We start from the raw sequence: 22,360 nt of genomic DNA on the forward strand, positions 1-22,360 counted from the left end.
CCCGTGAGAGAGGGAGACGATGATCGCCGGCAGCAGCACATCCCTCGATCGCGCAGCGGATCTGCGGGTCGAACCCGGAGTCCTCGATCGTCTGCGCGCCGACGAGGCGACGCGGGTCATCGCCGTACGAGACGGCCGCGTGCGCATTTCGGGCGCCGACCTCGAATCGGCCACGCTGCTGCGGGTTCCCGCCGCCGAGATCGTCGATGCGACCTGGGCGCTCCTCGGGCGCGAAGGTGACGGTACCGCCGTGCTTCTCGCCGTTCTGCAGCCCGAGGGCGACACCGTCGACACCGCACCCGACGAGGTGTGGCTGGGACTCCGCGACCTCGGCGCGCGTCTCGGCTCGGGTGACACGGAGCTGCTCATCGAGGCGCTCGCGCTGGGAGGCTGGCTGCGGGACGCACCGTTCTGCCCCCGATGCGGCGGAGGGACGGAGCTGCGCCAGGCCGGATGGTCGCGCCGCTGCCTCGTCTGCGGTCGCGAGCACTTCCCTCGGACGGACCCAGCTGTCATCGTCGCGGTGGAGAGCTCTGACGGCGAACGGCTCCTGCTCGGGGCGAACGCCAATTGGGGCGGCCGGATGTACTCCTGCTTCGCCGGATTCACCGAGGCGGGCGAGTCGTTGGAGTCGACCGTGCATCGTGAGCTCGAGGAGGAATCCGGCGTTCGGCTGGCCTCGCTGCGTTACGTCTCGTCTCAGCCGTGGCCCTTTCCTCGCTCGCTCATGCTCGGCTTCCGTGCCGTCGCTCTGGATGAGCACGAGCTGCGGCCCGACGGGGAGGAGATCATCGACGTCCGCTGGTTCACCCGTGACGAGATCGGGTCCGCTCTCGCCGGTGACGGACCCGTCGGCCTCCCCGGACCCGCGTCCATCGCCCGCGCACTGATCCTCGACTGGTTCGAGGAGCGCGCGTGAGCGCGCTCGAAGCCCTCGACGATCGACAGCGGGAGGCGGCATCCGTGCTGCGCGGTCCCGTCGCCGTGCTCGCAGGTGCGGGAACCGGGAAGACCCGAGTGATCACCCACCGGATCGCCCATGGCGTCGACACCGGTGCATACTCGCCGTCGCGCGTCATGGCGGTGACCTTCACGGCCAAGGCCGCGGGCGAGCTCAGGGGTCGTCTGCGCGCGCTCGGCGTCGAGGGCGTGGCCGCGCGGACGTTCCATGCCGCCGCCCTCGCCCAGCTGAACTTCTTCTGGCCCACACTGGCCGGATCACCCGCTCCGTCGATCATCGACAACAAGGTGAGGCTGCTCGGCCAGGCTGCCGACGCGATGCGACTGCGGCCGAGCACCGCGACGCTTCGCGACCTCGCCTCGGAGATCGAATGGCGCAAGGTGTCGATGTTGTCGATCGAACAGCACGCGTCGCTCGGCCGCACGTTGAGCGGCGTCGACTCCGCTCAGTTCGTCGAACTGCAGCAGCGCTATGAGGCGCTGAAGGACGAGCGGCGCCAACTCGATTTCGAGGACGTGCTGCTGGCCTGCGCCGGGATGCTCGAGGCCGAACCTCGCGTCGCAGCGTCCGTGCACGAGCAGTATCGGCATTTCACGGTCGACGAGTACCAGGACGTCTCTCCGCTCCAGAACCGCCTGCTCGAACTCTGGCTGGGCGATCGCAAGGACATCTGCGTCGTCGGTGACGCGAGTCAGACCATCTACTCGTTCGCCGGCGCCGAACAGCGATTCCTCCTCGAGTTCGAGCGGCGACATCCCGATGCCACGGTCGTGCGACTCGAGACCAACTACCGTTCGCAGGCCCCGATCCTCGAAGCGGCGAACGCCCTGATGAAGGGGCGGCCGGGCGCCCTCGAACTCGTCCCGGCGAGAGAGACGTTCAACGCGGATTCGCCCACGGTCACGGCGTACGACTCCGAGCGCGACGAGGCAGAGGGGATCGCCGCCGCCGTGGCAGCGCGGATCGAGTCAGGGGCGTCGCCCTCAGAGATCGCCGTGCTCTACCGGGCTCATGCGCAGTCCGCGGTGCTGCAGCAGGCGCTCGCCGCCGAGGGCATCGCGACATCGGTACTGGGTGGAACCCGGTTCTTCGCGATGCCCGAGGTGCGACAGGCGATCCTGGCCCTGCGGGCCGCCGCGGTCGCGCCGACCGAGCATGGTTTTCTGCCCGGGGTCCAGAGGGTCCTCCGCGAGCTCGGTCTCTCCGACGAGCCACCGGCGGCCGGGGGAGCTCAGCGCGACGGCTGGGAGGCTCGACGGGCGATTCTGCGTCTCGCCGAAGACGCCGGACCCGATGAGACCCTGCGCACCTTCAGCGACGCGCTCATGGCGCGCGCGAAGGACCAGCACGAGCCCACCATGCGCACCGTGACTCTGTCGACGTTGCACGCCGCCAAGGGTCTCGAATGGCCGCATGTCTACCTCGCGGGGTGGGCGGAGGGCGCACTTCCGATCTCCTACGCCACCGGCTTCGAGGCGATCGACGAAGAGCGCCGCCTCGCTTACGTCGGCGTCACGCGGGCCGCGCGTACTCTCTCGCTGTCGTGGTCGCGCTCAGCGGGACGCGGGGAACGCGCCCCGTCGCGGTTCCTGGCAGAGATGGGAACGACTGCTCGCGGCACCGGCATTCTTCGTGAAACGTCACCGAGCGCCAGTCGCGGCGCCCCTCGCCGCTGACCTCGACGAACGAGCCCGGGGCCGCGCTCTCTGCGAGCAGCCGCGCGACGAGCGTCGCCGCCTCCGTGATCCGCGCGGCACTGATCGGACCCGCGCCGCGCCCGATGAGTTGGGCGTGCATGCGGGGCCAGGCATCGTCGCGCTCGCGTTCATGCTCGTCGCGGCAGGTCAGGCAGGCCGATTCGCCGGGTACCACCAGGGGTCCGACCGTGATCCGTCCTCGCTCGAGCGCGACCGGCAGGTGCGACGTGTCGTCGCGAAGGTAGCGTGCGAAGTGCAGCGCGGCCGCCGCACCTTCGACCAGCACGATGCCGATGTCGCGGGGATTCTCCCGCTCGCCGACGGCGATGCCCTCGTCGAGGAGCGCCTCGCGCATGCGGAACTCGCATCGCGCGTCGGCGACGTCGATGCTCTCCACCCACGCAGCCGGGGGAGCGGGAGAATCGTCGACGAGCAGCGGCTCGAGCCGCGCCAGGAGCATCCGCGCCTCTGCGCGCGGGGCGCCGGCGGCATGTGCCACGACATCGAAGCCCCCGCGCCGGAATCCGGCGGCCATCCGAGCGATCAGACGCTCGACCCACGGTTCCGAGGCGGCGATGCGCAGCGTCCCCTCGATGCCGATCTGCAGTGTCTCACCGTCCCGCCAGAGCAGCGGAACCGCGGGATCCAGGCGAGTGATGGTCTTGGGTGTCAGAGGAGACATCCCTCGATTCTGCGCAAAGCCGAGCTCCCGGTGGGGGAGTCGCGGGCATCCGTGGAAAAGTCCTCGAGACTCTGCCACCCCGTCGGTCACACGGGTCGGTCTCCTCCTGGGCCGTCGTCACCGTCGGTGTCCTGCTCGCCTTCGGGCGTCTCCGGCTGCTCTCGCGAGAAGTCGTCGCCATCCAGCAGACGTGCCAGCGCCTCGTCGAACTCATCGGCGACCGGCTGCTCTCCCCGCGCGCTCGCCTGCAGTCGCGCCACGAGCGCCGACGGGTCGTCGATGTCGTCCGACGTCGGCATGAGGTCGGGGTAGTCCCACAGGGAGTCGCGTCCGGCGATGCCCACGGCGTCTGTCACCGCCTGCCACATGGCCGACGCCTCGCGCAGACGACGGGGCCGCAGCTTGAGTCCGACGAGAGCGCCGAGTGCGTCCTCGGCGGGACCGCCCACCGCGCGGCGGCGGCGAGCGGCTTCGGCGATGCGGGCACCGTCGGGAAGACGCGAGGTGGCCTGCGCGGTCACGACGTCGACCCAGCCGTCGATCGTCGCGACGAGGTTCTCGAGTCGGGCCAGTGCCTCGCGCTGCGCGTCGGTCTGCGTGGGAAGCAGCGCTCCGCCTTCGATGGCCGCGCGGAGCTCTTCGGGGTTGGACGGGTCGAGACGGCTTGCGACGTCCTCGAGTGCATCCACGTCGACCGTGACCCCGCGGGCGAAATCGGTGATCTGCGCCATGACGTGCAGGTGCAGCCACTTCGAGTGGCGATACAGCCGGGCGTATGCGAGTTCGCGGGTCGCGAGATAGAGGGTGATCTGGTCTTCCGGGATCTCGAGACCCTCGCCGAACGCTGTCAGGTTCTGGGGGATGACAGCGGCAGTGCCTGCCGGAAGCACCGGGATGCCGACGTCTCCGCCTGACACCACTTCGAGTGCGAGGTTGCCGAGAACCTGGCCGAACTGCGCCGCGAAGACCGAGCCGCCGAGACCACGCATGAGCTTGCCCGCGCCCTGCACGACGTCGCGCATCTCTTCGGGCACCTGCGTGTCGAGCGCGCTGGTGAGCGCATCGGCGATGCTCGTCGACACGGGGCCGGCGATCTCCTTCCACACGGGCAGGGTCGCTTCAACCCATTCGCCGCGCGTCATGGCCTTCGGCGACTCGCCGAGTTCGGAGATCGTGGTCGCCTCGCCGAGCCAGAGGTCCGCGAGGGCGAAGGAGTCGACGAGCGAGGTCCGCGAGCCGTCGGTGATGCCGAGACCGTCGCGGTTGGCGATGTGCAGCGCCTGCCGCAGCGCGTTCTCCCAGGGATCGCCGCCGAACGCACCCTGCAGCTGCGACATGATCGTCTGCATCATCGCCGGGTCGATCTGGATCCCATCCATGCCCGCGAAGGCGTTCTGCAGCGCCTCGGGGTCGATGTCTCCGGCGCCCTGGCCGGACATCATGCGTCGGAGGAACTCTTGGAAGTCCTCGGGGGTCGGGTCGTTGTCTGACATGTCGCTCGCCTCTCAGCACGCCTAAAGCCGTGGCATCTACGCTAGTCACAGGATCGGCCGCGAGACCCCGAAGCGGGCAGATCGCTGTACGCCGCCCGCGAACGACGGAGGAACCCTGTGGATCGAACCCGGTCTGTCAAGCTCGGACTGGGAGTCTGGGCGCTGGTCGTCGCGTTGATCGCGCTCGTCGTGCTGACCTTCCTCCCGACGCCTTACGTGATCCAGCGTCCGGGCCCGGTCTACGACACCCTCGGCACCGCGGCAGGAGCCGACGGCGAGCAGGTTCCGCTCATCCAGGTCGACGGCGCTGAGACGTTCGAGACCGGAGGCACTCTCGACCTCACGACCGTGCAGGTCGTCGGAAACCGTGAGCGCACCCCGAGCTGGTTCGAGCTCGCTCTCGCGTGGATGGACTCCTCACGAGCGGTGGTGCCTCTCGACTCCGTGTTCCCCGAGGGGGTCACGACGGAGCAGCGTGACGAACGCAACGCGACACTCATGGTGGACTCGCAGCACGAGGCGACCGCGGCAGCGCTCAACGAGCTGGGCTACGACACCGGAGCCGAGGTCGTCGTCCAGGAGGTCGTCGAGGATGCACCGGCCGAGGGAGCGCTCGAGGCGGAGGACGTCATCACCGCCGTGGACGGCGCCGCGGTGACCTCCGCGAAGCAGCTGCGTCAGGCGATCCAGGATGGGGAGGGCGCGCCGGTCTCGCTCACCGTGCAGCGCTCCGGCGAGGAACAGGTGGTCGAGGTGACGCCCGTCGAGCAGACCGACGGTGACGTGACGACGTGGCTGATCGGTGTCACGTTGCGCACGGACTACGATTTCGAGATCGATGTGACGCTCCAGCTCGACAATGTCGGTGGACCCAGCGCCGGGATGATGTTCGCGCTCGGCATCATCGACACCCTCACCGAAGGGGAGTTGAACGGCGGCGAGAACGTCGCCGGCACCGGCACGATCGAGGCCGATGGGACGGTCGGGCCGATCGGCGGCATCCGTCAGAAGCTCTACGGTGCCCGTGATGCGGGGGCGGAGTACTTCCTCGCTCCGTCGACGAACTGCGACGAGGTCACCGGCCACGTGCCGGACGGACTGACCGTGATCAGCACCTCGACGCTGGAGGAATCGCTCGACGCGCTCGAGGTGATCGCGAACGGCGGCGACGTGGGATCGCTCCCGACCTGCGACGTCGTGACCTCCCCGTGATAGGTATGACAGCCGCAGCACAGTAAGGCGTGCCTAGGATGGGAGGGTGACCTCGACTTCTGCACCGAACCCGGCCACTCCCCGAACCTCGCGAAGAATCTTCGGTATCTCGCTGGCGATCATCGCCGCGCTGATCGCCGCCTTCTTCGTCTTCGCGTCGCTCTACACCGAATTCCTCTGGTTCGACCAGGTGGGCTTCGCGGGAGTGCTCACCACCCAATGGTTCGCCACGGCGGTGATGTTCGTCGTCGGATTCCTCGGCATGGCCGTGCCGCTGTTCGTCGCCATCCAGCTCGCGTACCGACTGCGCCCCGTCTACGTGCGGCTCAGCTCGCAGCTCGACAGGTACCAGGAGGTCATCGAGCCGCTCCGCCGCCTCGCGATGTGGGGCATGCCGATCTTCTTCGGCCTCTTCGCCGGCTTCTCGGCGGCCAGCCAGTGGAAGACCGTCTGGCTCTGGGCCAACGGCGTCGCGACCGACGCCACCGACCCGCAGTTCGGCGTCGACACCGGCTTCTACATGTTCGCGATGCCGTTCTACTCGATCCTGCTGGCTTTCGTGTCTGCGGTCCTGCTGCTCACCCTCATCGTCACCGCGCTGGTGTCGTACCTCTACGGGTCGGTCCGCATCGGTCAGGGCGAGCTGCGCATCTCGAAGCCCGCACGCATCCAGCTCGCTGTGATCGCGGGGCTGTACCTTCTGGTTCAGGCGGCGAGCCTGTGGCTCGACCGCTACAAGACCCTCGTCGCACAGGACGACCGCATCGTCGGCCCGGCCTACACGGGCGTCAACGCCACGATCCCCGGCCTCGCGATCCTCGCGATCATCGCCGCGCTCGTCGCCATCCTCTTCTTCGTCACGGCCGTCATCGGCCGGTGGCGGTTCCCTCTCGCCGCGACCGCGCTGCTCATCGTCGCCTCGCTCGTCGTCGGCGTCGGATTCCCGTGGGCCGTCACCACGTTCCAGGTCCGCCCGAACCAGAACGCCTACCAGGCGGAGTTCTACCAGCGGAACATCGACGGCACCAAGGAGGCGTACGGGGTCGCCGACCTCGAGACCACCCCGTTCGAAGCCGAGACCGATGCCGAGGCCGGCCAGCTGCGTGAAGACGCCGAGACCACCGCATCGATCCGCATCGTCGACCCCAACGTGATCAGCCCCGCCGTGCGACAGCTCGAGCAGTACCGCGGCTACTACCAGTTCCAGGAGAAGCTCGACGTCGACCGCTACGAGATCGGCGGGGAGATGCAGGACACGGTCGTCTCCGTCCGCGACCTCGACATGAACGGCGTCGACGTCACGAACTGGAACAACCGCGCCGCTGTCTACACGCACGGCTACGGCTTGGTCGTCGCAGCGGGCAACCAGCGCACGCCCGACGGCGAGCCGGTCTTCCTCGAGCGTGGCATCCCGTCCGACGGCTTCCTCACCCAGCAGGAGGAGTTCGAGCCGCGCGTGTACTTCGGCGAGAACTCGCCGGAGTACTCGATCGTCGGCTCTCCCGACGGAACCGATCCTGTCGAGATCGACTATCCGCGAGGCAAGGACGGCGCCAGCGAGACCAAGACGACGTTCGAGGGCGACGGCGGACCGAAGATCGGGAGCAGCTTCACGAAGCTGCTGTACGCGCTGAAGTTCCAGTCGGAGCAGATCCTGTTCTCGAACCTCGTGAACGACGACTCGCAGATCCTGTACGACCGCGATCCCAAGACGCGCGTGCAGAAGGTCGCGCCGTACCTCGAGCTCGACAGCGACCCGTACCCGAGCGTCGTGGACGGCAGGATCGTCTGGATCGTCGACGGATACACCACGAGCTCGACCTACCCCTACTCGACGAACGTGAGCCTGTCGGATGCGATCGCCGACTCGAACCTCCCGTCGCCGACGCTCGCGATCGACGAGATCAACTACATCCGCAACTCGGTCAAGGCCACGGTCGACGCCTACGACGGTTCGGTCACCCTGTACGCATGGGACGACCAGGATCCCGTGCTGCAGACCTGGCAGAACATCTACCCGTCGACGCTCAAGCCCGTGAGCGACATGTCGGCCGATCTGATGAGCCACGTCCGTTACCCGACCGACCTGTTCAAGGTGCAGCGCGACATCCTCGGCACCTACCACATCGACACCGCCGGCTCCTTCGCGCAGCAGGACAACCGCTGGCAGACGCCGAACGACCCGCGCAGCGAGCAGGTCCTGCAGCCGCCGTACTACCTGACGATGCAGATGCCGGGTCAGGATTCCCCGCGCTTCTCGATGTTCTCGACGTTCATTCCTTCGGCGCAGGGCGGCAGCAACCGCGACGTGCTGATGGGCTATCTCGCGGTCGACTCGGATGCCGGATCGGAGGCCGGCGTGAAGGCAGAAGGCTACGGCCAGCTTCGGATGCTCGAGATCGACACCGATACGACCGTGCCGGGCCCCGGCCAAGTGCAGAACACCTACAACTCGGACACGGCTGTGGTGCCGCAGCTCAACCTGCTGCAGCAGGGCGAGTCCGAGGTGCTGTACGGAAACCTCCTCACTCTGCCCGTGGGCGGCGGTCTGCTCTACGTGCAGCCGGTGTACGTGCAGTCCTCGGAGGGCACCAAGCTGCCGCGTCTGCAGAAGGTCCTCGTGGCCTTCGGCGACAAGGTCGCGTTCGAAGACACGCTGACCGCCGCGCTCGACACCCTCTTCGGCGGCGATGCCGGTGCGACCGGTGGAGACGATGAGGTCGAGCCGACCGAGCCCGACCCGGACACCGGTGAGGTCCCGACCGAGCCGACGGTGCCGACCGACGCCGAGGCTGAGGCTCTTGCAGCCGCGCAGCAGGCGCTGACCGACCGAGAGGCCGCATTGAAGGCAGGGGATCTGACCAAGTTCGCCGAGGCCGACAAGCGCCTCACGGATGCCGTGAACACGCTGCTCGGACTGGAAGCCGCCTCGGGGGAGTAACAGCCCCGGCCCCGTCTGCACACGATGCCGTCCCTCGTTCGCGAGGGGCGGCATCGTCCGTTTCTGCCGACGCTCGCGGAGGCAGGCGCCGGGGGCGACGAGCAGTCCGCTGACGCCGCCTCGATCCGCCCGGGCCGATCAGTCCGGTCGGTCAGTCCGCGTCGTAACGGCAGGTCACGGAGCCCGTGCCGCTCTGCTCGACGACCAGTTCGTCGTTCCACAGAATCTGACAGCTCACGGTCGCGTCCGTGTCGTCGTCCGGGGCGGTGACGACGATCTCCGCCGAATCGCCGGTCGTCGTGTACTGCTTCCAGCCGCTGGAGGCCCACTCCTCGTCGTACGCCTGTGTGTCATCGGCGAAGGAGACCGTGAATGTGGGTCCGCCCGTGGCACGCACCTCGACGTGGTTGAGGCCGTTGCCGGCGAGGACGCCGACTGCCATCACGACGACGAGAATGAGATCGACGATGAGGGCGACCGCTGCGACGACGACGGCCGCCGTTCCCGCGCGAGCGACCGCGGAGCGTCTCGCTCGCACGCCCAGCAGGAGAGCGACGATCGCCAGCAGCGCGGCGGCTGCTGCGACCGGGAGCAGGGCCGGAACGGGCAAAAAGAGCACGATCAGTGCGACGGAGATCAGCAGAGCCACGGCGCCGACCCAGAGGCTGACGATCGCGCGCCGCGATGCGCCTGATGCGAGCGCGGGACGGTTCCCCGCGGCGCTGTCGGGAGTCTGCGTCATGATGGACCTCCGGGTCATTGTTTCCACCGACCGCGCCGCCGTCGACGGTCGCGCCGTTCGGTGGGACAGTCTAACGAGTGGATCCGCGGGCGATGCGGGTGTCGTCCTGTCGCGAGCGAAGGAGTCCGGGAATCGATTAGTCTCTCGGTGGAGCCGCCCCGACGCGTCGAGAGATGTCCGGGCGGCACTTGACGGAAATCGAGACTGGAGGGGATCGAGATATGCCTGACTATTCGGAGTTGCCGGACATCATCGGCAAGATGAAGCGCGCCGCGATCGACTGTTTCATGGCGGACCAGGGCTTTCACCCGAACTGGGGAAATGACCAGATCTACGCGAAGTGGGGCTTCATGCTCAACTTCTACAACCGGCCGAATGCCGCAGGCGAGGGCGGGGGCGACGGCAACGGCGTGAACCACTCGGTCGCACCGGCTTTCGACGACATCCGGGCCGCGATCGATGCCCGCGTGTCGAAGTGGCTTGATCTGCCGGACGGCGGCGACGCCTGCGAGGCACCGGCGAGTGCGACCTCGGCGGCAGCCGCGATCCTCGGCACCTCGGGCGCGGGTGCGTCGGTGCAGAACACCGGTGCGATCGGCACAGCCAACGACTCGGTGCACGAGATGATGGCGAACAAGATCGAGGGCAGCTTCAAGCCCGCGTTCATCGACAAGTACTACATCCAGTTCCAGTCCGTCACCCACGGCCTGGGGGACGCATGCGTGATCCTCCAGCTCAACTACAGCGCTCAGGCCGCCATGTGGCCCGCCGCGCGACAGGACGTCGTGTCGATCTGCGACAGCGCTCGCGCCGCCTGGGACCAGAAGGCGGGGAACGCCGCTGCGGCCAACGGGACGCTCGTGCTGACAGTCGTCGGAGCGGTGGCGGGCGTCGTATCCGCGATCGTGACGGCCGGCACGGGCACGGTGGCCGCAGCAGCCGTGCTCTCGGGAATCGCCGGCGCGGCCAGCAGCGCCGTGCAGGGGATCGCCCGCAACGTCGTCATCGAGGGCAACACCTATTCCGACATCCTGTCGTCTCTCGACGAGGCGCTCGGCAATCTCGATAAGGCGCTCGAGAAGCAGGAGAACGAGCTCAACGACGCGATGACCGAAGCCGCGAGCATCATCCGCTCCGACAACGCCACCTACAATCTGGACGCGTTCGCTCTCGGCCCGTACCCGGTCGGTGACGGCACGATGAGCATGGACAGGAGCAATGCGACCGTGGTGTCGAACAGCATGGGCCGGATCGATACGGAGCTCGCCAGTGCCGCAGCGGCGCTCGGCAGCGCGCCGGCGTCGAACCCGACTCCCCGCGGCGCCGGCGTCGGGCGCTCGTCGAACGGCACGCATTACGCGGCGAGCGACCTCTACGCGCTGACGGCGCGCTGCCTGGCCCTCACCGTGGCCGAGTATGCCCGAGGGCATCAGCTGTTCGACGCGACTGTCGAGGACTTCTTCTCGTCGGATTCCGCGGCTTCGCAGGAGGTCTCGCGCCTCCTTGCCGAAGAGATCCTCAGCGCGAATCTGGGGGTGTGAGCTGATGGAGAGCCGTCATCTCGGACAGATCACCCTCGACGGCGGAACCGGAGGAGGCGCGATGAACGGCTCGGTGCCGTTCGACGGAGACGATGTGCAGGTGCGCATCGAGATCGACTATCCGGACCGCTTCGACGAGTCCGTCCTCAACGACGTCGATATGGTTCTCGACAATCTCGCCTTCCTCGACGAGATGGCGCGCACCACCATCTCCGAGGGAGTGCAGCGCGACAGCTCACCAGCGGCGAGTGTCTTCCGCACCTGGGAACAGGGCCGGGTCGGGGGCGCCTCGGCGGGTGACTTCGTGGACGCGCTCTCGGTCGCGCGCGTTCTCATCCTGCCGGACGGCGGAACCGCGAACAGGGACCGCGTCGTGATGAGCTACGTCGCGGCCGGCGCGGCGGCGCTGGGCAGCGTCCGAGTCAAGTTCGTCGAGCCGACCGGTCCTGAGCTCACACTCAGCTACCGCTGATCCTTCGCAGCCGAGCGATCTCGATGTCGCTCGGCTGCGAGGCCGGCGTGAGGTACACATGCGAAAGGCCCTTGATCGGAATATCTCCCGATCAAGGGCCTTTCGTGTGTCGCATTCTCGTTGCGGGGACAGGATTTGAACCTGCGACCTCCGGGTTATGAGCCCGGCGAGCTACCGAACTGCTCCACCCCGCGGCACGATCAATAGCCTAACACGCGAATCAGGAGTGCGCGAATCGAGGCCGCGAGGACGCGTGTGCGAGAGGATGGGAGCATGCCAGAGACCCCCGCCGTGCCCGTCGCTGTGCCCGTCGCCGTCTGTCAGTTCGCCCCCGCCGCCTCCCGCGCCGCCAACCGGGATCGGATCGCGGAGCTGACGGCGGAGGCCGCCGCACGCGGTGCCAGGCTGGTCGTGTTCCCCGAGTACTCGAGCTACTTCGTGGATCCGATGGACGCCACTCTCGCCGAGAACTCGGAGCCACTCGATGGTGAGTTCGTGTCGACACTGACTGCGCTGGCCTCCGACTACGCGGTGGTGATCGTGGCGGGGCTGGCCGAGCAGGCCTCGGACGCCGCTCATGTGAGGAACACGGTGGTCGCGGTGCGCGGCGACGGCATCCTCGCGACCTATCGCAAGCAGCACCTGTATGACGCCTTCGGCCAGACCGAGTCCGACTGGGTCGAGGCGGGGGAGGTCGGGGGAGCGGCGACGTTCGAGCTCGCGGGCATCCGATTCGGACTGATGACCTGTTACGACCTGCGATTCCCCGAGGTGTCGCGCACTCTGATGGATGCCGGCGCCGACGCCCTGGTGGTGCCGGCCGAGTGGGTCCGCGGTCCGCTCAAGGAGCACCACTGGACCACGCTGCTGGCCGCACGCGCCATCGAGAACACCGCGTACGTGATCGCCGCCGACCACCCGACCCCGATCGGCGTCGGGCACTCGCAGATCGTCGATCCGCAGGGCGTCGTGCTCGCTGGGGTGGGAACGACCGAGGGCATCGCGTTCGCGACAGTCGAGCGGAGCACGATCGATCGCGTGCGGGCAGTGAACCCGTCCCTGCGCGTGCGCCGCTACGCCGTCGGTCCGCGCTGAACGGGAGCGTTCAGAAGCTCGTCGCGAGCCTCGTCGCCGCGTCCTCCAGGATCTCGACGCGTTTGCATGCCGCGAAGCGGACGAGCCCGGCGTACTCGCGTCGGCGTGACTGCGACACGAAGGCGGTCAGCGGGATCGCGACCACTCCTGCGCGTTCGGGAAGTGCGCGGCAGAACTCCGCGGCATCCGCTCCGCCGAGCGCTGATGCGTCGGCCACCGTGAAATAGCCGCCCTGGGGCCGATGCACGGTGAACCCGGCGGCGCGCAGGCCGGCGCCGAGTATCTCGTGCTTGCGCGCCAGCGTCGACGCGGTACCCGCGAAGAACGCATCTCCGAGGCGCAGACCCACGGCGATCGCCGGCTGGAACGGCGAGCCGTTCACGTATGTCAGATACTGCTTCACGGTCAACACGGCGGTGATGAGATCGGCGGGGCCGTGCACCCAGCCGATCTTCCAGCCGGTCGCGGAGAACGTCTTGCCCGCCGACGAGATCGTGAGCGTGCGCTCGGCGGCACCCGGCAGGGTGGCGACGGGGGTGTGCGGGATCTCGAACGCGAGATGCTCGTAGACCTCGTCGGTGACGATGATCGCATCGTGCAGGTCGGCGAGACGGACGACCTCCGAGAGCACCTCGCGACCGAAGACGGCCCCGGTGGGGTTGTGGGGGTCATTGACCAGGATGATGCGCGTGCGGTCGGACACCACGTCCGCCAGCTGCTCGAGATCGGGCTGGAAGTCCGGAGCGCGCAACGGCACCGTGCGCAGTCGCGCGCCGGCGAGAGCGACCGCCGCCGCGTAGGAGTCGTAGTACGGCTCGAAGACGACGACCTCGTCGTCAGGACCGTCGATGAGGGCGAGCAGCGTCGCGGTCAGCGCCTCGGTGGCGCCGGCCGTCACGATCACCTCTGTGAAGGGGTCGACCTCGAGCCGGTAGAAGCGCCGCTGGTGTTCGCTGATCGCGGCGAGCAGGTCGGGGTTCCCTCTTCCGGGCGGGTACTGGTTCACCCCGCGGGAGATCGCGTCCCTGGCAGCGTCGAGCACTTCTGCAGGACCGTCCTCGTCGGGGAAGCCCTGGCCGAGATTGATCGCACCGGTTCGGGCCGCAGCAGCGGACATCTCTGCGAAGATGGTGGGCGCGACGGTTCCGTCTGGTGCGAGCAGACCGGCTCCCGCTGCCGTGCGCCGCCATGCGCCGGGGATGACACTCATGAAGAACAGGCTAAGGCCATAGGTGAAACTCATCTTCGCCATACGAAACGCACAGATACAGGCGTCACTCTGAGAGGGCGTTGTTGAAGGAGCACACACCATGAACGAAGACAGCACCCAGGACCACACGGCACCTGCGTCGAATGACGCAGCGCCGTCCACCGAGGCAGCAGAGGTCGTCGACCGTTCGACGACGGATGCCGCCGCTCAGACCCCCGGCATCGTCGCCGCCCCGGGGCCATATCAGGGACACCACGTTCCCGCGACGTTCACATCGTCACCCGCGCCGGCATTCGAGGCGCCGACCGCCCCGGTGGCGCCGGACGCCCAGACCGTCCCGCAGCAGTACCTCGGAGCGCCGGGACACCACCCTGGCCACGCATCGGGCCCGGTCGGCGGACCGGCCGCGGCCTCTCCCGGTGCGGCGTTCGGTCTGCACACCGGAGCGCAGCCCGGGCAGCCGGTCGACGGCTCCGTCAAGGTCAAAGAGCAGAAGCCGCGCGCCGGAGTGAAGTTCGCCGCGATCGTCGTGGCGGCTGCGCTCGTCGGCGGTGTCGCGGGCTTCGGCGGCGGAGCGATCCTCAACGGGATCTCCGACCAGAGTTCGACGGGCGTCGCCCAGGGTCCCGAGACCATCACCGTCAACAACCCCGGCTCCGTCAACGAGACGACGGCCGTCGCGACCGCGGCGCTCCCGTCGGTCGTCACCATCGAGGTGGCCGGCTCCGATCAGGGCGGCAGCGGATCGGGCGTCATCATCAGCGACGACGGCTACGTGCTCACGAACACTCACGTGGTGACGCTCGGCGGCGCAGTCGCCGATCCCACGATCCGCGTCACCACGTCGGACGGCCGCATCTTCTCGGCGACCGTCGTCGGGACCGACCCGATCTACGACCTCGCCGTCATCAAGCTCGAGGACGCGACAGATCTCACCCCGATCGACTTCGCAGACTCCTCCAAGCTCAACGTGGGGGACACCGCGGTGGCTCTGGGCGCGCCGCTCGGCCTGTCGAACTCGGTCACGACCGGAATCGTCAGTGCTCTGAACCGCAGCATCCAGATCGCGTCGTCGGCGCTTCCGGACTCGTCCTCGGAAGATGCTCCGCAGAACGAGCAGCAGACGCCTGAGGAGGGCGAGGGCCCGTTCCAGTTCGATCTGCCCGGCAACACCTCGCAGCAGACGTCGGAGTCGATCTCGATCGCCGTGATCCAGACGGATGCCGCCATCAACCACGGCAACTCCGGCGGCGCGCTCGTGAACAGCAAGGGCGAGCTCATCGGCATCAACGTCGCGATCGCGAGCTCCGGGAGCTCGGAGGAGTCGGGATCCATCGGGATCGGCTTCGCCATCCCCGCGAACATCGCTCAGCGGGTGTCGGAGGAGATCATCGCCGACGGCGCAGCCACCCATGGCCTGCTCGGGGCATCGGTGCAGGATGCGGCCAGCGTCAAGGATGCCGACGTGTCGGGTGCCTACATCGCGGATGTCACCGGTGGCGGCGCCGCCGCGGCCGGCGGGCTGAAGGCCGATGACATCGTGACCGCGTTCAACGGCGTGCCCATCACGAGCGCCAGCGACCTCACGGCGCAGGTGCGGGCGGCAGCCGGGGGCAGCGACGCGAAGGTCACTTACATCCGTGGCGGCAAGGAATACGAGGCCGATGTGACCCTGGGCGACCTCGCCGGCTGACTCCGGCAACCGTGCTCACCGAGAAGGACGCCACCCCGCGATAGGCTCGCGGGGTGGCGTCCTTCTCTTTCGGCTCCGGCAATGCGGCCAAGCTGCTTCGGATACCGCTCTACCTCGCCGGACGCGCCGGCACCCTCGTGATTCCGCGCGGGGCCCGATGGGTGTTCGGGTGCGGTGCAGGCGTCGGGGATGGGGCTCTCGCCCTGCACCGTGTCGCCGCAGCTGAGGGGCACGACACCGTGTGGCTCACGTCCTCCGATCGGGAAGACCACGATGCCGCGGCGCTCGGCCTCCGCACGGTGCGCAAGGGCAGCCTGCGAGGGTGGTGGGCGACGGCGCGTGCCCGCGTCGTCGTCGTCACGCACGGCCTCGGCGACGTCAACCGCTATGCGGTGTCCGGTGCCTTCGTCGTGCAGCTCTGGCACGGCATCCCCCTCAAGCGGATCGGATTGGACTCACCCGCGACCACGCAGGTCCCGGAAGTCCCCGGTGCGCCGCTGCTGCGTCGTCTCGTCGGCTTCCTGTACCGCCGAGCCGCTCAGCGGATCCGAGTCTTCCCGGCCGCATCGCACCGGTCGAGGGGTCGGCTCGAGTCGGCCTTCGCGCTCGGCGACGGCCGCGTCGTCGTCACGGGCGAGCCGCGCGTCGACGTGCTGTCCGCAGGCGACCCGACCGAGCGTCGGGCCGCCGCGTCCGATGCGCTGGCGCGCGTCGTCGGCGAATTGCCGACCGCATCTCGGACGATCCTCTACGCCCCGACCTGGCGCGACGGAGCCGATGATCCGGCAGTCCCGTCGGCGACTCAGTGGGTGCGGATCATCCAGATGCTCGAGCAGCGGGATGCCGTGCTGCTCGTTCGCTCCCACCCGCTCGGAGAGGGCGGGTATGCGCCTCCGCTGCCCAGCAGAAGGGTGCGGATGCTCGGCTCCGGCCTGCTGACCGACGTCACGCCGGTGCTGCCGGCGATCGATGTGCTCATCACCGACTACTCCTCGATGGCGTACGACGTGGGACTCTTGAGAATGCCGGTGCTGTTCCTCGCTCCCGACGCCGAGGACTACGCGCGGACGAGAGGCTTCTACGGTCGGTTCCAGGACGTCGCCGGCGACGACGCCGCGACCGGCTGGGACTCGCTCTTGCCGCAGCTGTCTGCACTTCTGGACGACGAGGACCTCTTCTCTGCACGCGCCGAGCGTTCGGATACGCTCAGCGCGGAGATGCACGCCTTCCGCGACGGCGGCAACACCCGGCGCGTCTACGAGACAATCCGTGCGCGGGGGATCCCCGCGCCGAAGGGAGCAGCATGACCACGGCCCGGATCGATGAGGCGGCAGAGACGCTGGTCATCGCAGGCGCCGGCCAGCGCCCCACCACCGCCGAGCTGATCGGGCCGCGCGCCCGGGTCGGCGCGCGCATCACCGGCGGAGGCAAGACCTGGAAGGCGACGTTCCCGCTGCGCGCAGCACGGTGGGGCGGCCCTGAGCTTCCCCTGCCGACTGGGGACTACGAGCTGCACATTGCAGACGTGGAGCTCGGTGATCTCCTCGTCGCAGCGGAGGTGCTGACCGGCGTGCGCGTCGCCGTCGACGGGACGACCGTGCGCATCGCGGCCCCGATCGATCCCGCCTATGAGACGAGCGAGGGGCAGGCGACGCTCGAGGGCCGCTACCTCGCGCATCCCGGGGCGACCGAGAACGCCGTCTTCTTCGAGAGCTTCTACGGACGTGCCGTCGGCTGCAACCCGCAGGCGATCGACCGCGCCTTGTTCGCGCAGGCGCCGGACGTCACGCGCTACTGGAGTGTGGTCGACCTGTCGGTGGCGGTTCCCGACGGGGCGATCGCGGTGGTCGAAGGCAGCCCGGAGTGGTGGCGTGCCCGCGCGGCATCCCGCCTGCTCGTGGTCAATGACTGGCTGCGCCGTCGCTTCGCCCGCAAGCCCGGCCAGAAGGTGCTGCAGACCTGGCACGGCACGCCCCTGAAGCGGCTGGCGCTGCACCGTCCGGGGTTCGCCCCTCGACGGATGGCGGCGGTCATCAAGGAGTCTCGACGCTGGGACGTGCTTCTGGCACAGAACACCTACTCCGAGCGCATTCTCCGCAAAGCATACGCATTCTTCGGACGGCCCATCTGGGTCGAGGGGTATCCGCGGAACGACGCTCTGGTCACCGGGGATGCCGCAGCGATCCGCGCGGACCTGGGCATCGCCGACGGCGAGCGCGTGCTGCTGTATGCGCCCACCTGGCGCGACGACCGACCCGAGATGGTCGACTTCATCGACGCGGAGGAGCTCGCCAGGCAGACGGACTCCGTCGTGCTCGTGCGCGGCCACTCGCGCACGATCGACACGGGACGGGACCGAGCGGGCGCTCGCGTGATCGACGTCACCGGATACCCCGAGACCTCGCAGCTTCTGCTCGCCGCCGACGTGTTGATCACCGACTATTCCTCGGTGATGTTCGATTTCAGTGTCACGGGCAAGCCGATGTTCTTCCTCGTGCCCGACCTCGACCACTATCGCGGAGAGCTCCGTGGGTTCTACTTCGATCTCGAGACCCGCGCCCCCGGCCCTCTGGTTCGCACGCAGGATGAACTGGTCGCGGCACTCGCCGACGGCGAGCACGGGAACGTCTATGCCGAGCGATATCGTGCCTGGCGGGCGCAGTTCAACCCGCGGGATGACGGTCGCTCCGCCGAGCGGGTCGTCGCGCGGATCCTGGACCAGGGGTACGTCACCCGGTGAGCCGGTCGGCGGTGCGGCGCGTCAGGGGAGTGGCGTGTTGCGGGTGCCGAGTCGAGACGCGTCCACCGTGTCGCGAGCGCCGCGCAGCACGCCCTCGATGAAGCCGAGGCCCCAGGAGAGGTGCATGGTGGGCAGAACCAGCAGTGTCCACAGTCTCTGGCGCAGCCCGCCACCGCCGGGAAGGCAGGCGACGCCCACCACGAGCAGCAGATACGCCACCAGCGGCAGATAGACCACGGCCCCGACGACGAGCGAGAGAGCGCCGGAGAGGATGCCGGTCAACTGCAGGACGCCGGTGAGGAGAGCGGCCGCGACGAGGACGACGAGCGCCGGGGGAGCGAAGTACCGGATGCCGTTGCGGCGTCCGTATCGTCGCACGAGTTCGCCGCGCCACGCGCCCGTGGCCCGGAACTGACGGGCGAGGCGCAGCCAGCTCTCGCGAGGCCAGTAGGTCACCGAGAGATCGGGATCGAACCAGACGAGATGTCCTGCCTGGCGGATGCGGAGGTTGAGCTCCCAGTCCTCTCCGCGGCGGATCGACTCGTCGAAGAGCCCGACCTCGTCGAGCACCGACCGACGCATGACGCCGAGGTAGGCGGATTCGGCCTCGCCCTCGTGGGTGCCGCCGTGATAGGCCCCGCCGCCGAGGCCGACGGGGGAGTTGTAGAGGCGCGCGACGGAGGTCTGGAACGGCGTGCGCCCGTCAGCGCGCATCACACCGCCGACGTTCGCGGCACCCGTGCGTTCGAGAGTCGCGAGGGCGAGGGCCGCATAGCCCGGAGCGAGTTCGGAATGGGCGTCGACGCGGACGATCGTCGCGAAGCGACTCGCTCGGATCGCGGCGTTCAACCCGACCGGGATGTGAGCTGCGGGGTTGTCGACGAGGCGGATCCGCGCGTCCCCGGCGGCCAGGCGCTGAGCGAGTTCCGTCGTGCCATCGGTGGAAGGCCCGAGCGCGAGCACCAGCTCTGCGGGGACAGTGAGCTCCTGCTGGAGCACGGAGGCGACTGCGTGCTCCAGATAGGCGCGCTCGTTGAGCACGGGCATGACGAAAGACACTCCGTTCTCCGGGGCGGCGATGTCGTTGTCAGGCACATGACGATCATGGCATGCGCTTCTCGCGCGTTCGCTGATTCCCGGCACCGGTGATCTCGGAAGGCGTCAGGCGGGGCGAGCCGCCGCACTCGGTATCCTGGAGGGATGGGTGCTGTGTCCGATGCGAAGAAGGCCTACCGTCTGCTGAAGCGGGCGCTCGCCTCGCGCAAGGCTGTGCAGCGAGTGCGGCGGCGCCTCGCCGAGCGCGAACCGCACCCGCCGGAGCACTACCAGGTGGCGGTGTACTTCGCCGACGGCGACGTGAACATGTACCAGATGCGGCAGTGGTATCGCCCTCTCGTGGAGCTGTCGAAGCACTGGCCCGTCGTCGTGCTGTCCCGGTCGGCGACGGGCGCCGACAAGCTGCTCGACGAGGACGGTCCTCCCGTCGCCTTCGTCCCGACGATCCGCGATCTCGAACGGTTCCTCAGCACGCAGGACATCCGTGTCGTCCTCTACGTGAATCAGAACACCCGCAACTTCCAGATGTTCCGCTACGGCAGGCGCTGGCACGTGTTCATCAATCACGGCGAGTCGGACAAGATGTACATGACGACCAATCAGTACAAGGCGTACGACTACGCCCTGGTCGCAGGACAGGCTGCCCGTGACCGCCTGTCACGGACTCTCTGGGACTGGGACATCGATCGACGGACGATCGAGATCGGCCGGCCGCAGGCCGACCACTACTCGGGCACGCTGCCGTACGTTCCGGACGAGCGCACCGTGGTGCTCTACGCCCCGACGTGGGAGGGCGACCGCCCGAGCGCGCACTACGGGTCGATCGCCACCCACGGCGAGACCCTCGTCACGACGCTGCTCGCCTCGGAGAGGCACCGCGTGATCTACCGCCCGCACCCGCGAAGCGGCGTGATCGACGACGCGTACGGTGCCGCGCACCGACGCATCATCGCCGCCATCGCGGCCGCCAACGCCGCGGATCCGTCCGCCCAGCACGTCTACGACGACGGGGCGGAGCTCGGATGGCAGCTGGCCGCCGCCGATGTCGCGATCGTCGACATCTCGGCGATGGTCTACGACCGCCTCGCGGTAGGCAAGCCGCTGATGATCACACGGCCGGCCGACGAGAGGGCATCGATCGACACCAACGGCTACCTGTCGGACTGTGAATGGCTCGACGCAGGCGCTGCGGGTGACATCGTCGCCGAGGTGGAACGCGTGCGTGCCGACGAGGTCGCCATCGCGAGGCTGCGCATGTGGGTGCAGCACTACTTCGGAGACACGACCCCCGGAGTGGCCACGGAGAAGTTCCACGCCGCGATCGCGCAGCTCATGCAGAAGTGGGATCGTTGGCAGGCGAACGAGATCGGGGCAGTGCGCACCGATGAGGACGATGACGACGAAGAGGCCGACGAAGAGGAGGTCTGACGTGGACCTTCCACTCACTGCCGCGGTCGCCTCACGTCTCGAGGTGCTGACCGAAGCAGGCTCGACGAACGACATCTTGAGCAAGCGAGCGCGCGATTCGCCGTCGACGCCGCACCTGTCCGTTGTCCTCACCGACAACCAGACGGCGGGGCGCGGCAGACTCGGCCGCTCCTGGACATCCGCGCCTGGCGCATCGCTCGCCGTCTCCGTGCTGCTGCGGAGGCTGCCCTCGGCGGCGGATTCGCGAGGCTGGATCCCGCTCGCGGCCGGAGTGGCGATGGCGGATGCGATCGCCGAACAGCTTCCCGACCACGACGTGGCGGTCAAATGGCCGAACGACATCTTGGTCGACGGTCGCAAGATCTGCGGAATCCTGGCGCAGGCGACTCAGGATGCCGTCGTCGTCGGAACCGGTGTGAACACGGCGATGACAGGCTCGGAGCTTCCGGTGCCGACCGCGACGTCCTTCGCTATCCTCGGCGTCGAGGCTGACGCCGACAGGCTTCTCGCCACCTACCTGCGCGCACTCGATCAGCTGGTCGCCGAGCTCGCGGGAGCGGGCGACGCCGTCTCGAGCGGTCTCCACGCCGCCGCGACCGAGCGGTGCGCCACGATCGGTCTCGACGTCAGGGTCTCCCTTCCCGGCGACTCCGTCCTCGTCGGAAGAGCCACCGGACTCGACGTGGACGGTCGGCTCGTCGTGCAGGGGGAGGGTGCCGAGACATCGATCTCTGCCGGAGATGTGGTGCACGTCCGTCCGGCGTGAGTCTGACACGCCCGGCGCGCGAGCGGCGATGTCGGCGGTTGCGGGCACAATGGAGGAGTGACTCAGCCCGTGACTCTCGGCGGAAGGCCGACGATGCCACCGCCGGGTGCGCCCGCGGAAGAGCTGCTCATCGCCCGGTTCCGCACTCACGCCCGGAGGCTCTTCTGGTCGGCGCTCGTGCTCATCGCCGTCTTCGGTGCGACGTCCTTCTTCTACGACAACCTCCCGGCGCCGTTCGAGAACTGGATGCTGCTGAGTGCAGCCGGAGCGATCGTCCTCCTGTTGGTCGTCGTGCCCTGGGTCATCTGGTACTCGCGCTCCGTTACTCTCACCACGCGGAGGGTCATCGTCAATCACGGTATCGGCGCCCGCAACCGGCGGGAGATGTCGCACGCTCGGGGATACACGATCGGCGTCCGCCGCGGCATGATCCAGCGGATGTGGGGCGTCGGAACGATCACCCTCTCGAACGGGGTCGATGCGCCGTTGCGTCTGCCCAATGTCCCGAACGTGACGCTCGTGCACGAGACACTGGCCGATCAGATCGAGGTGAGCCAGATCCTGGCGCACCGCGATGCGCAGTCAGGTCACGACGGCACTGCCGGATTCTGAGCGCGGTACCGCGTCGGGC

The 22,360-nt window shown here is 68.5% G+C and carries 17 protein-coding genes and 1 tRNA gene; 13 read left to right on the forward strand and 5 right to left on the reverse strand.

Annotated elements, in window-relative coordinates:
- Positions 1–19 precede the first annotated feature (19 nt).
- On the forward strand, positions 20–919 hold the full coding sequence (nudC, locus tag SOM10_RS00155) for an NAD(+) diphosphatase (protein WP_056278120.1): 900 nt from the start codon (positions 20–22) through the stop codon (positions 917–919).
- Entirely contained in the window at positions 916–2,637 is a 1,722-nt protein-coding gene (locus SOM10_RS00160; protein ID WP_053095601.1) for an ATP-dependent helicase, read from the forward strand. The genes nudC and SOM10_RS00160 overlap by 4 nt, the downstream gene beginning before the upstream one ends.
- Positions 2,638–3,426: 789 nt before the next feature.
- Here SOM10_RS00160 and SOM10_RS00165 read toward each other — a convergent pair.
- Positions 3,427–4,833, reverse strand: coding sequence for a zinc-dependent metalloprotease (locus tag SOM10_RS00165; protein ID WP_053095602.1), 1,407 nt, complete (start codon positions 4,831–4,833; stop codon positions 3,427–3,429).
- A 117-nt stretch (positions 4,834–4,950) separates the two neighbouring features.
- Here SOM10_RS00165 and SOM10_RS00170 point away from each other — a divergent pair, with 117 nt between their 5' ends.
- Together SOM10_RS00170 and SOM10_RS00175 are read left to right on the forward strand one after the other, a co-directional pair.
- The gene (locus tag SOM10_RS00170) at positions 4,951–6,045 is read left to right on the forward strand and encodes a YlbL family protein (RefSeq protein ID WP_082586550.1); all 1,095 of its coding nucleotides are present in this window, start codon (positions 4,951–4,953) and stop codon (positions 6,043–6,045) included.
- 46 nt (positions 6,046–6,091) lie between these two features.
- Positions 6,092–8,986 (forward strand): UPF0182 family protein, encoded by a 2,895-nt coding sequence (locus tag SOM10_RS00175; RefSeq protein WP_053095604.1) that lies wholly within the window; start codon positions 6,092–6,094, stop codon positions 8,984–8,986.
- A 151-nt stretch (positions 8,987–9,137) separates the two neighbouring features.
- On the opposite strand, the gene SOM10_RS00180 is transcribed toward SOM10_RS00175, so the two are convergent.
- Complete coding sequence (locus tag SOM10_RS00180; protein ID WP_320487918.1) at positions 9,138–9,728, reverse strand: hypothetical protein; 591 nt, start codon at positions 9,726–9,728, stop codon at positions 9,138–9,140.
- Between the two features lie 221 nt (positions 9,729–9,949).
- Between SOM10_RS00180 and SOM10_RS00185 the strand changes: the two genes are divergently transcribed.
- Positions 9,950–11,269 carry a hypothetical protein gene (locus tag SOM10_RS00185; RefSeq protein ID WP_053095606.1) on the forward strand — a complete coding sequence of 440 codons (1,320 nt, stop codon included), beginning with the start codon at positions 9,950–9,952 and terminating at the stop codon, positions 11,267–11,269.
- 4 nt (positions 11,270–11,273) lie between these two features.
- Positions 11,274–11,741, forward strand: coding sequence for a hypothetical protein (locus SOM10_RS00190; protein ID WP_053095607.1), 468 nt, complete (start codon positions 11,274–11,276; stop codon positions 11,739–11,741).
- Between the two features lie 120 nt (positions 11,742–11,861).
- Here SOM10_RS00190 and SOM10_RS00195 read toward each other — a convergent pair.
- Positions 11,862–11,935: transfer RNA gene (locus SOM10_RS00195), tRNA-Met, on the reverse strand.
- Positions 11,936–12,014: 79 nt separating this feature from the next.
- Between SOM10_RS00195 and SOM10_RS00200 the strand changes: the two genes are divergently transcribed.
- Entirely contained in the window at positions 12,015–12,836 is an 822-nt protein-coding gene (locus SOM10_RS00200) for a carbon-nitrogen hydrolase family protein (RefSeq protein ID WP_320487920.1), read from the forward strand.
- 10 nt (positions 12,837–12,846) lie between these two features.
- On the opposite strand, the gene SOM10_RS00205 is transcribed toward SOM10_RS00200, so the two are convergent.
- Positions 12,847–14,046: an aminotransferase class I/II-fold pyridoxal phosphate-dependent enzyme gene (locus SOM10_RS00205; protein ID WP_320487921.1), complete on the reverse strand. Its 1,200-nt coding sequence runs from the start codon at positions 14,044–14,046 to the stop codon at positions 12,847–12,849.
- 100 nt (positions 14,047–14,146) lie between these two features.
- On the opposite strand from SOM10_RS00205, the gene SOM10_RS00210 reads away from it, so the two are divergent.
- Genes SOM10_RS00210 through SOM10_RS00220 form a run of 3 tightly spaced genes read left to right on the forward strand, consistent with a single transcriptional unit; the run spans position 14,147 to position 18,479 of the window.
- A complete protein-coding gene (locus tag SOM10_RS00210; protein ID WP_320487922.1) occupies positions 14,147–15,739 on the forward strand; it encodes a S1C family serine protease in 1,593 nt (530 codons plus the stop codon).
- A 53-nt stretch (positions 15,740–15,792) separates the two neighbouring features.
- Entirely contained in the window at positions 15,793–17,046 is a 1,254-nt protein-coding gene (locus tag SOM10_RS00215; RefSeq protein ID WP_320487923.1) for a CDP-glycerol glycerophosphotransferase family protein, read from the forward strand.
- A complete protein-coding gene (locus SOM10_RS00220; RefSeq protein WP_230100651.1) occupies positions 17,043–18,479 on the forward strand; it encodes a CDP-glycerol glycerophosphotransferase family protein in 1,437 nt (478 codons plus the stop codon). Before SOM10_RS00215 ends, SOM10_RS00220 begins: the two co-directional genes overlap by 4 nt.
- Positions 18,480–18,500: 21 nt before the next feature.
- On the opposite strand, the gene SOM10_RS00225 is transcribed toward SOM10_RS00220, so the two are convergent.
- The gene (locus tag SOM10_RS00225; RefSeq protein ID WP_053099055.1) at positions 18,501–19,526 is read right to left on the reverse strand and encodes a glycosyltransferase; all 1,026 of its coding nucleotides are present in this window, start codon (positions 19,524–19,526) and stop codon (positions 18,501–18,503) included.
- A gap of 153 nt (positions 19,527–19,679) precedes the next feature.
- On the opposite strand from SOM10_RS00225, the gene SOM10_RS00230 reads away from it, so the two are divergent.
- From SOM10_RS00230 to SOM10_RS00240, 3 genes are read left to right on the forward strand one after another with little or no spacing between them, the layout of a single operon-like run.
- Complete coding sequence (locus tag SOM10_RS00230; RefSeq protein WP_056278141.1) at positions 19,680–20,963, forward strand: CDP-glycerol glycerophosphotransferase family protein; 1,284 nt, start codon at positions 19,680–19,682, stop codon at positions 20,961–20,963.
- Position 20,964: 1 nt separating this feature from the next.
- Positions 20,965–21,729 carry a biotin--[acetyl-CoA-carboxylase] ligase gene (locus SOM10_RS00235; protein WP_320487926.1) on the forward strand — a complete coding sequence of 255 codons (765 nt, stop codon included), beginning with the start codon at positions 20,965–20,967 and terminating at the stop codon, positions 21,727–21,729.
- A gap of 57 nt (positions 21,730–21,786) precedes the next feature.
- Positions 21,787–22,341: a PH domain-containing protein gene (locus SOM10_RS00240; protein ID WP_056278146.1), complete on the forward strand. Its 555-nt coding sequence runs from the start codon at positions 21,787–21,789 to the stop codon at positions 22,339–22,341.
- The last annotated feature ends 19 nt before the right edge of the window (positions 22,342–22,360 follow it).

The organism is Microbacterium sp. CFBP9023 (assembly GCF_034045055.1).
In the GTDB taxonomy this organism is placed as follows: domain Bacteria; phylum Actinomycetota; class Actinomycetes; order Actinomycetales; family Microbacteriaceae; genus Microbacterium.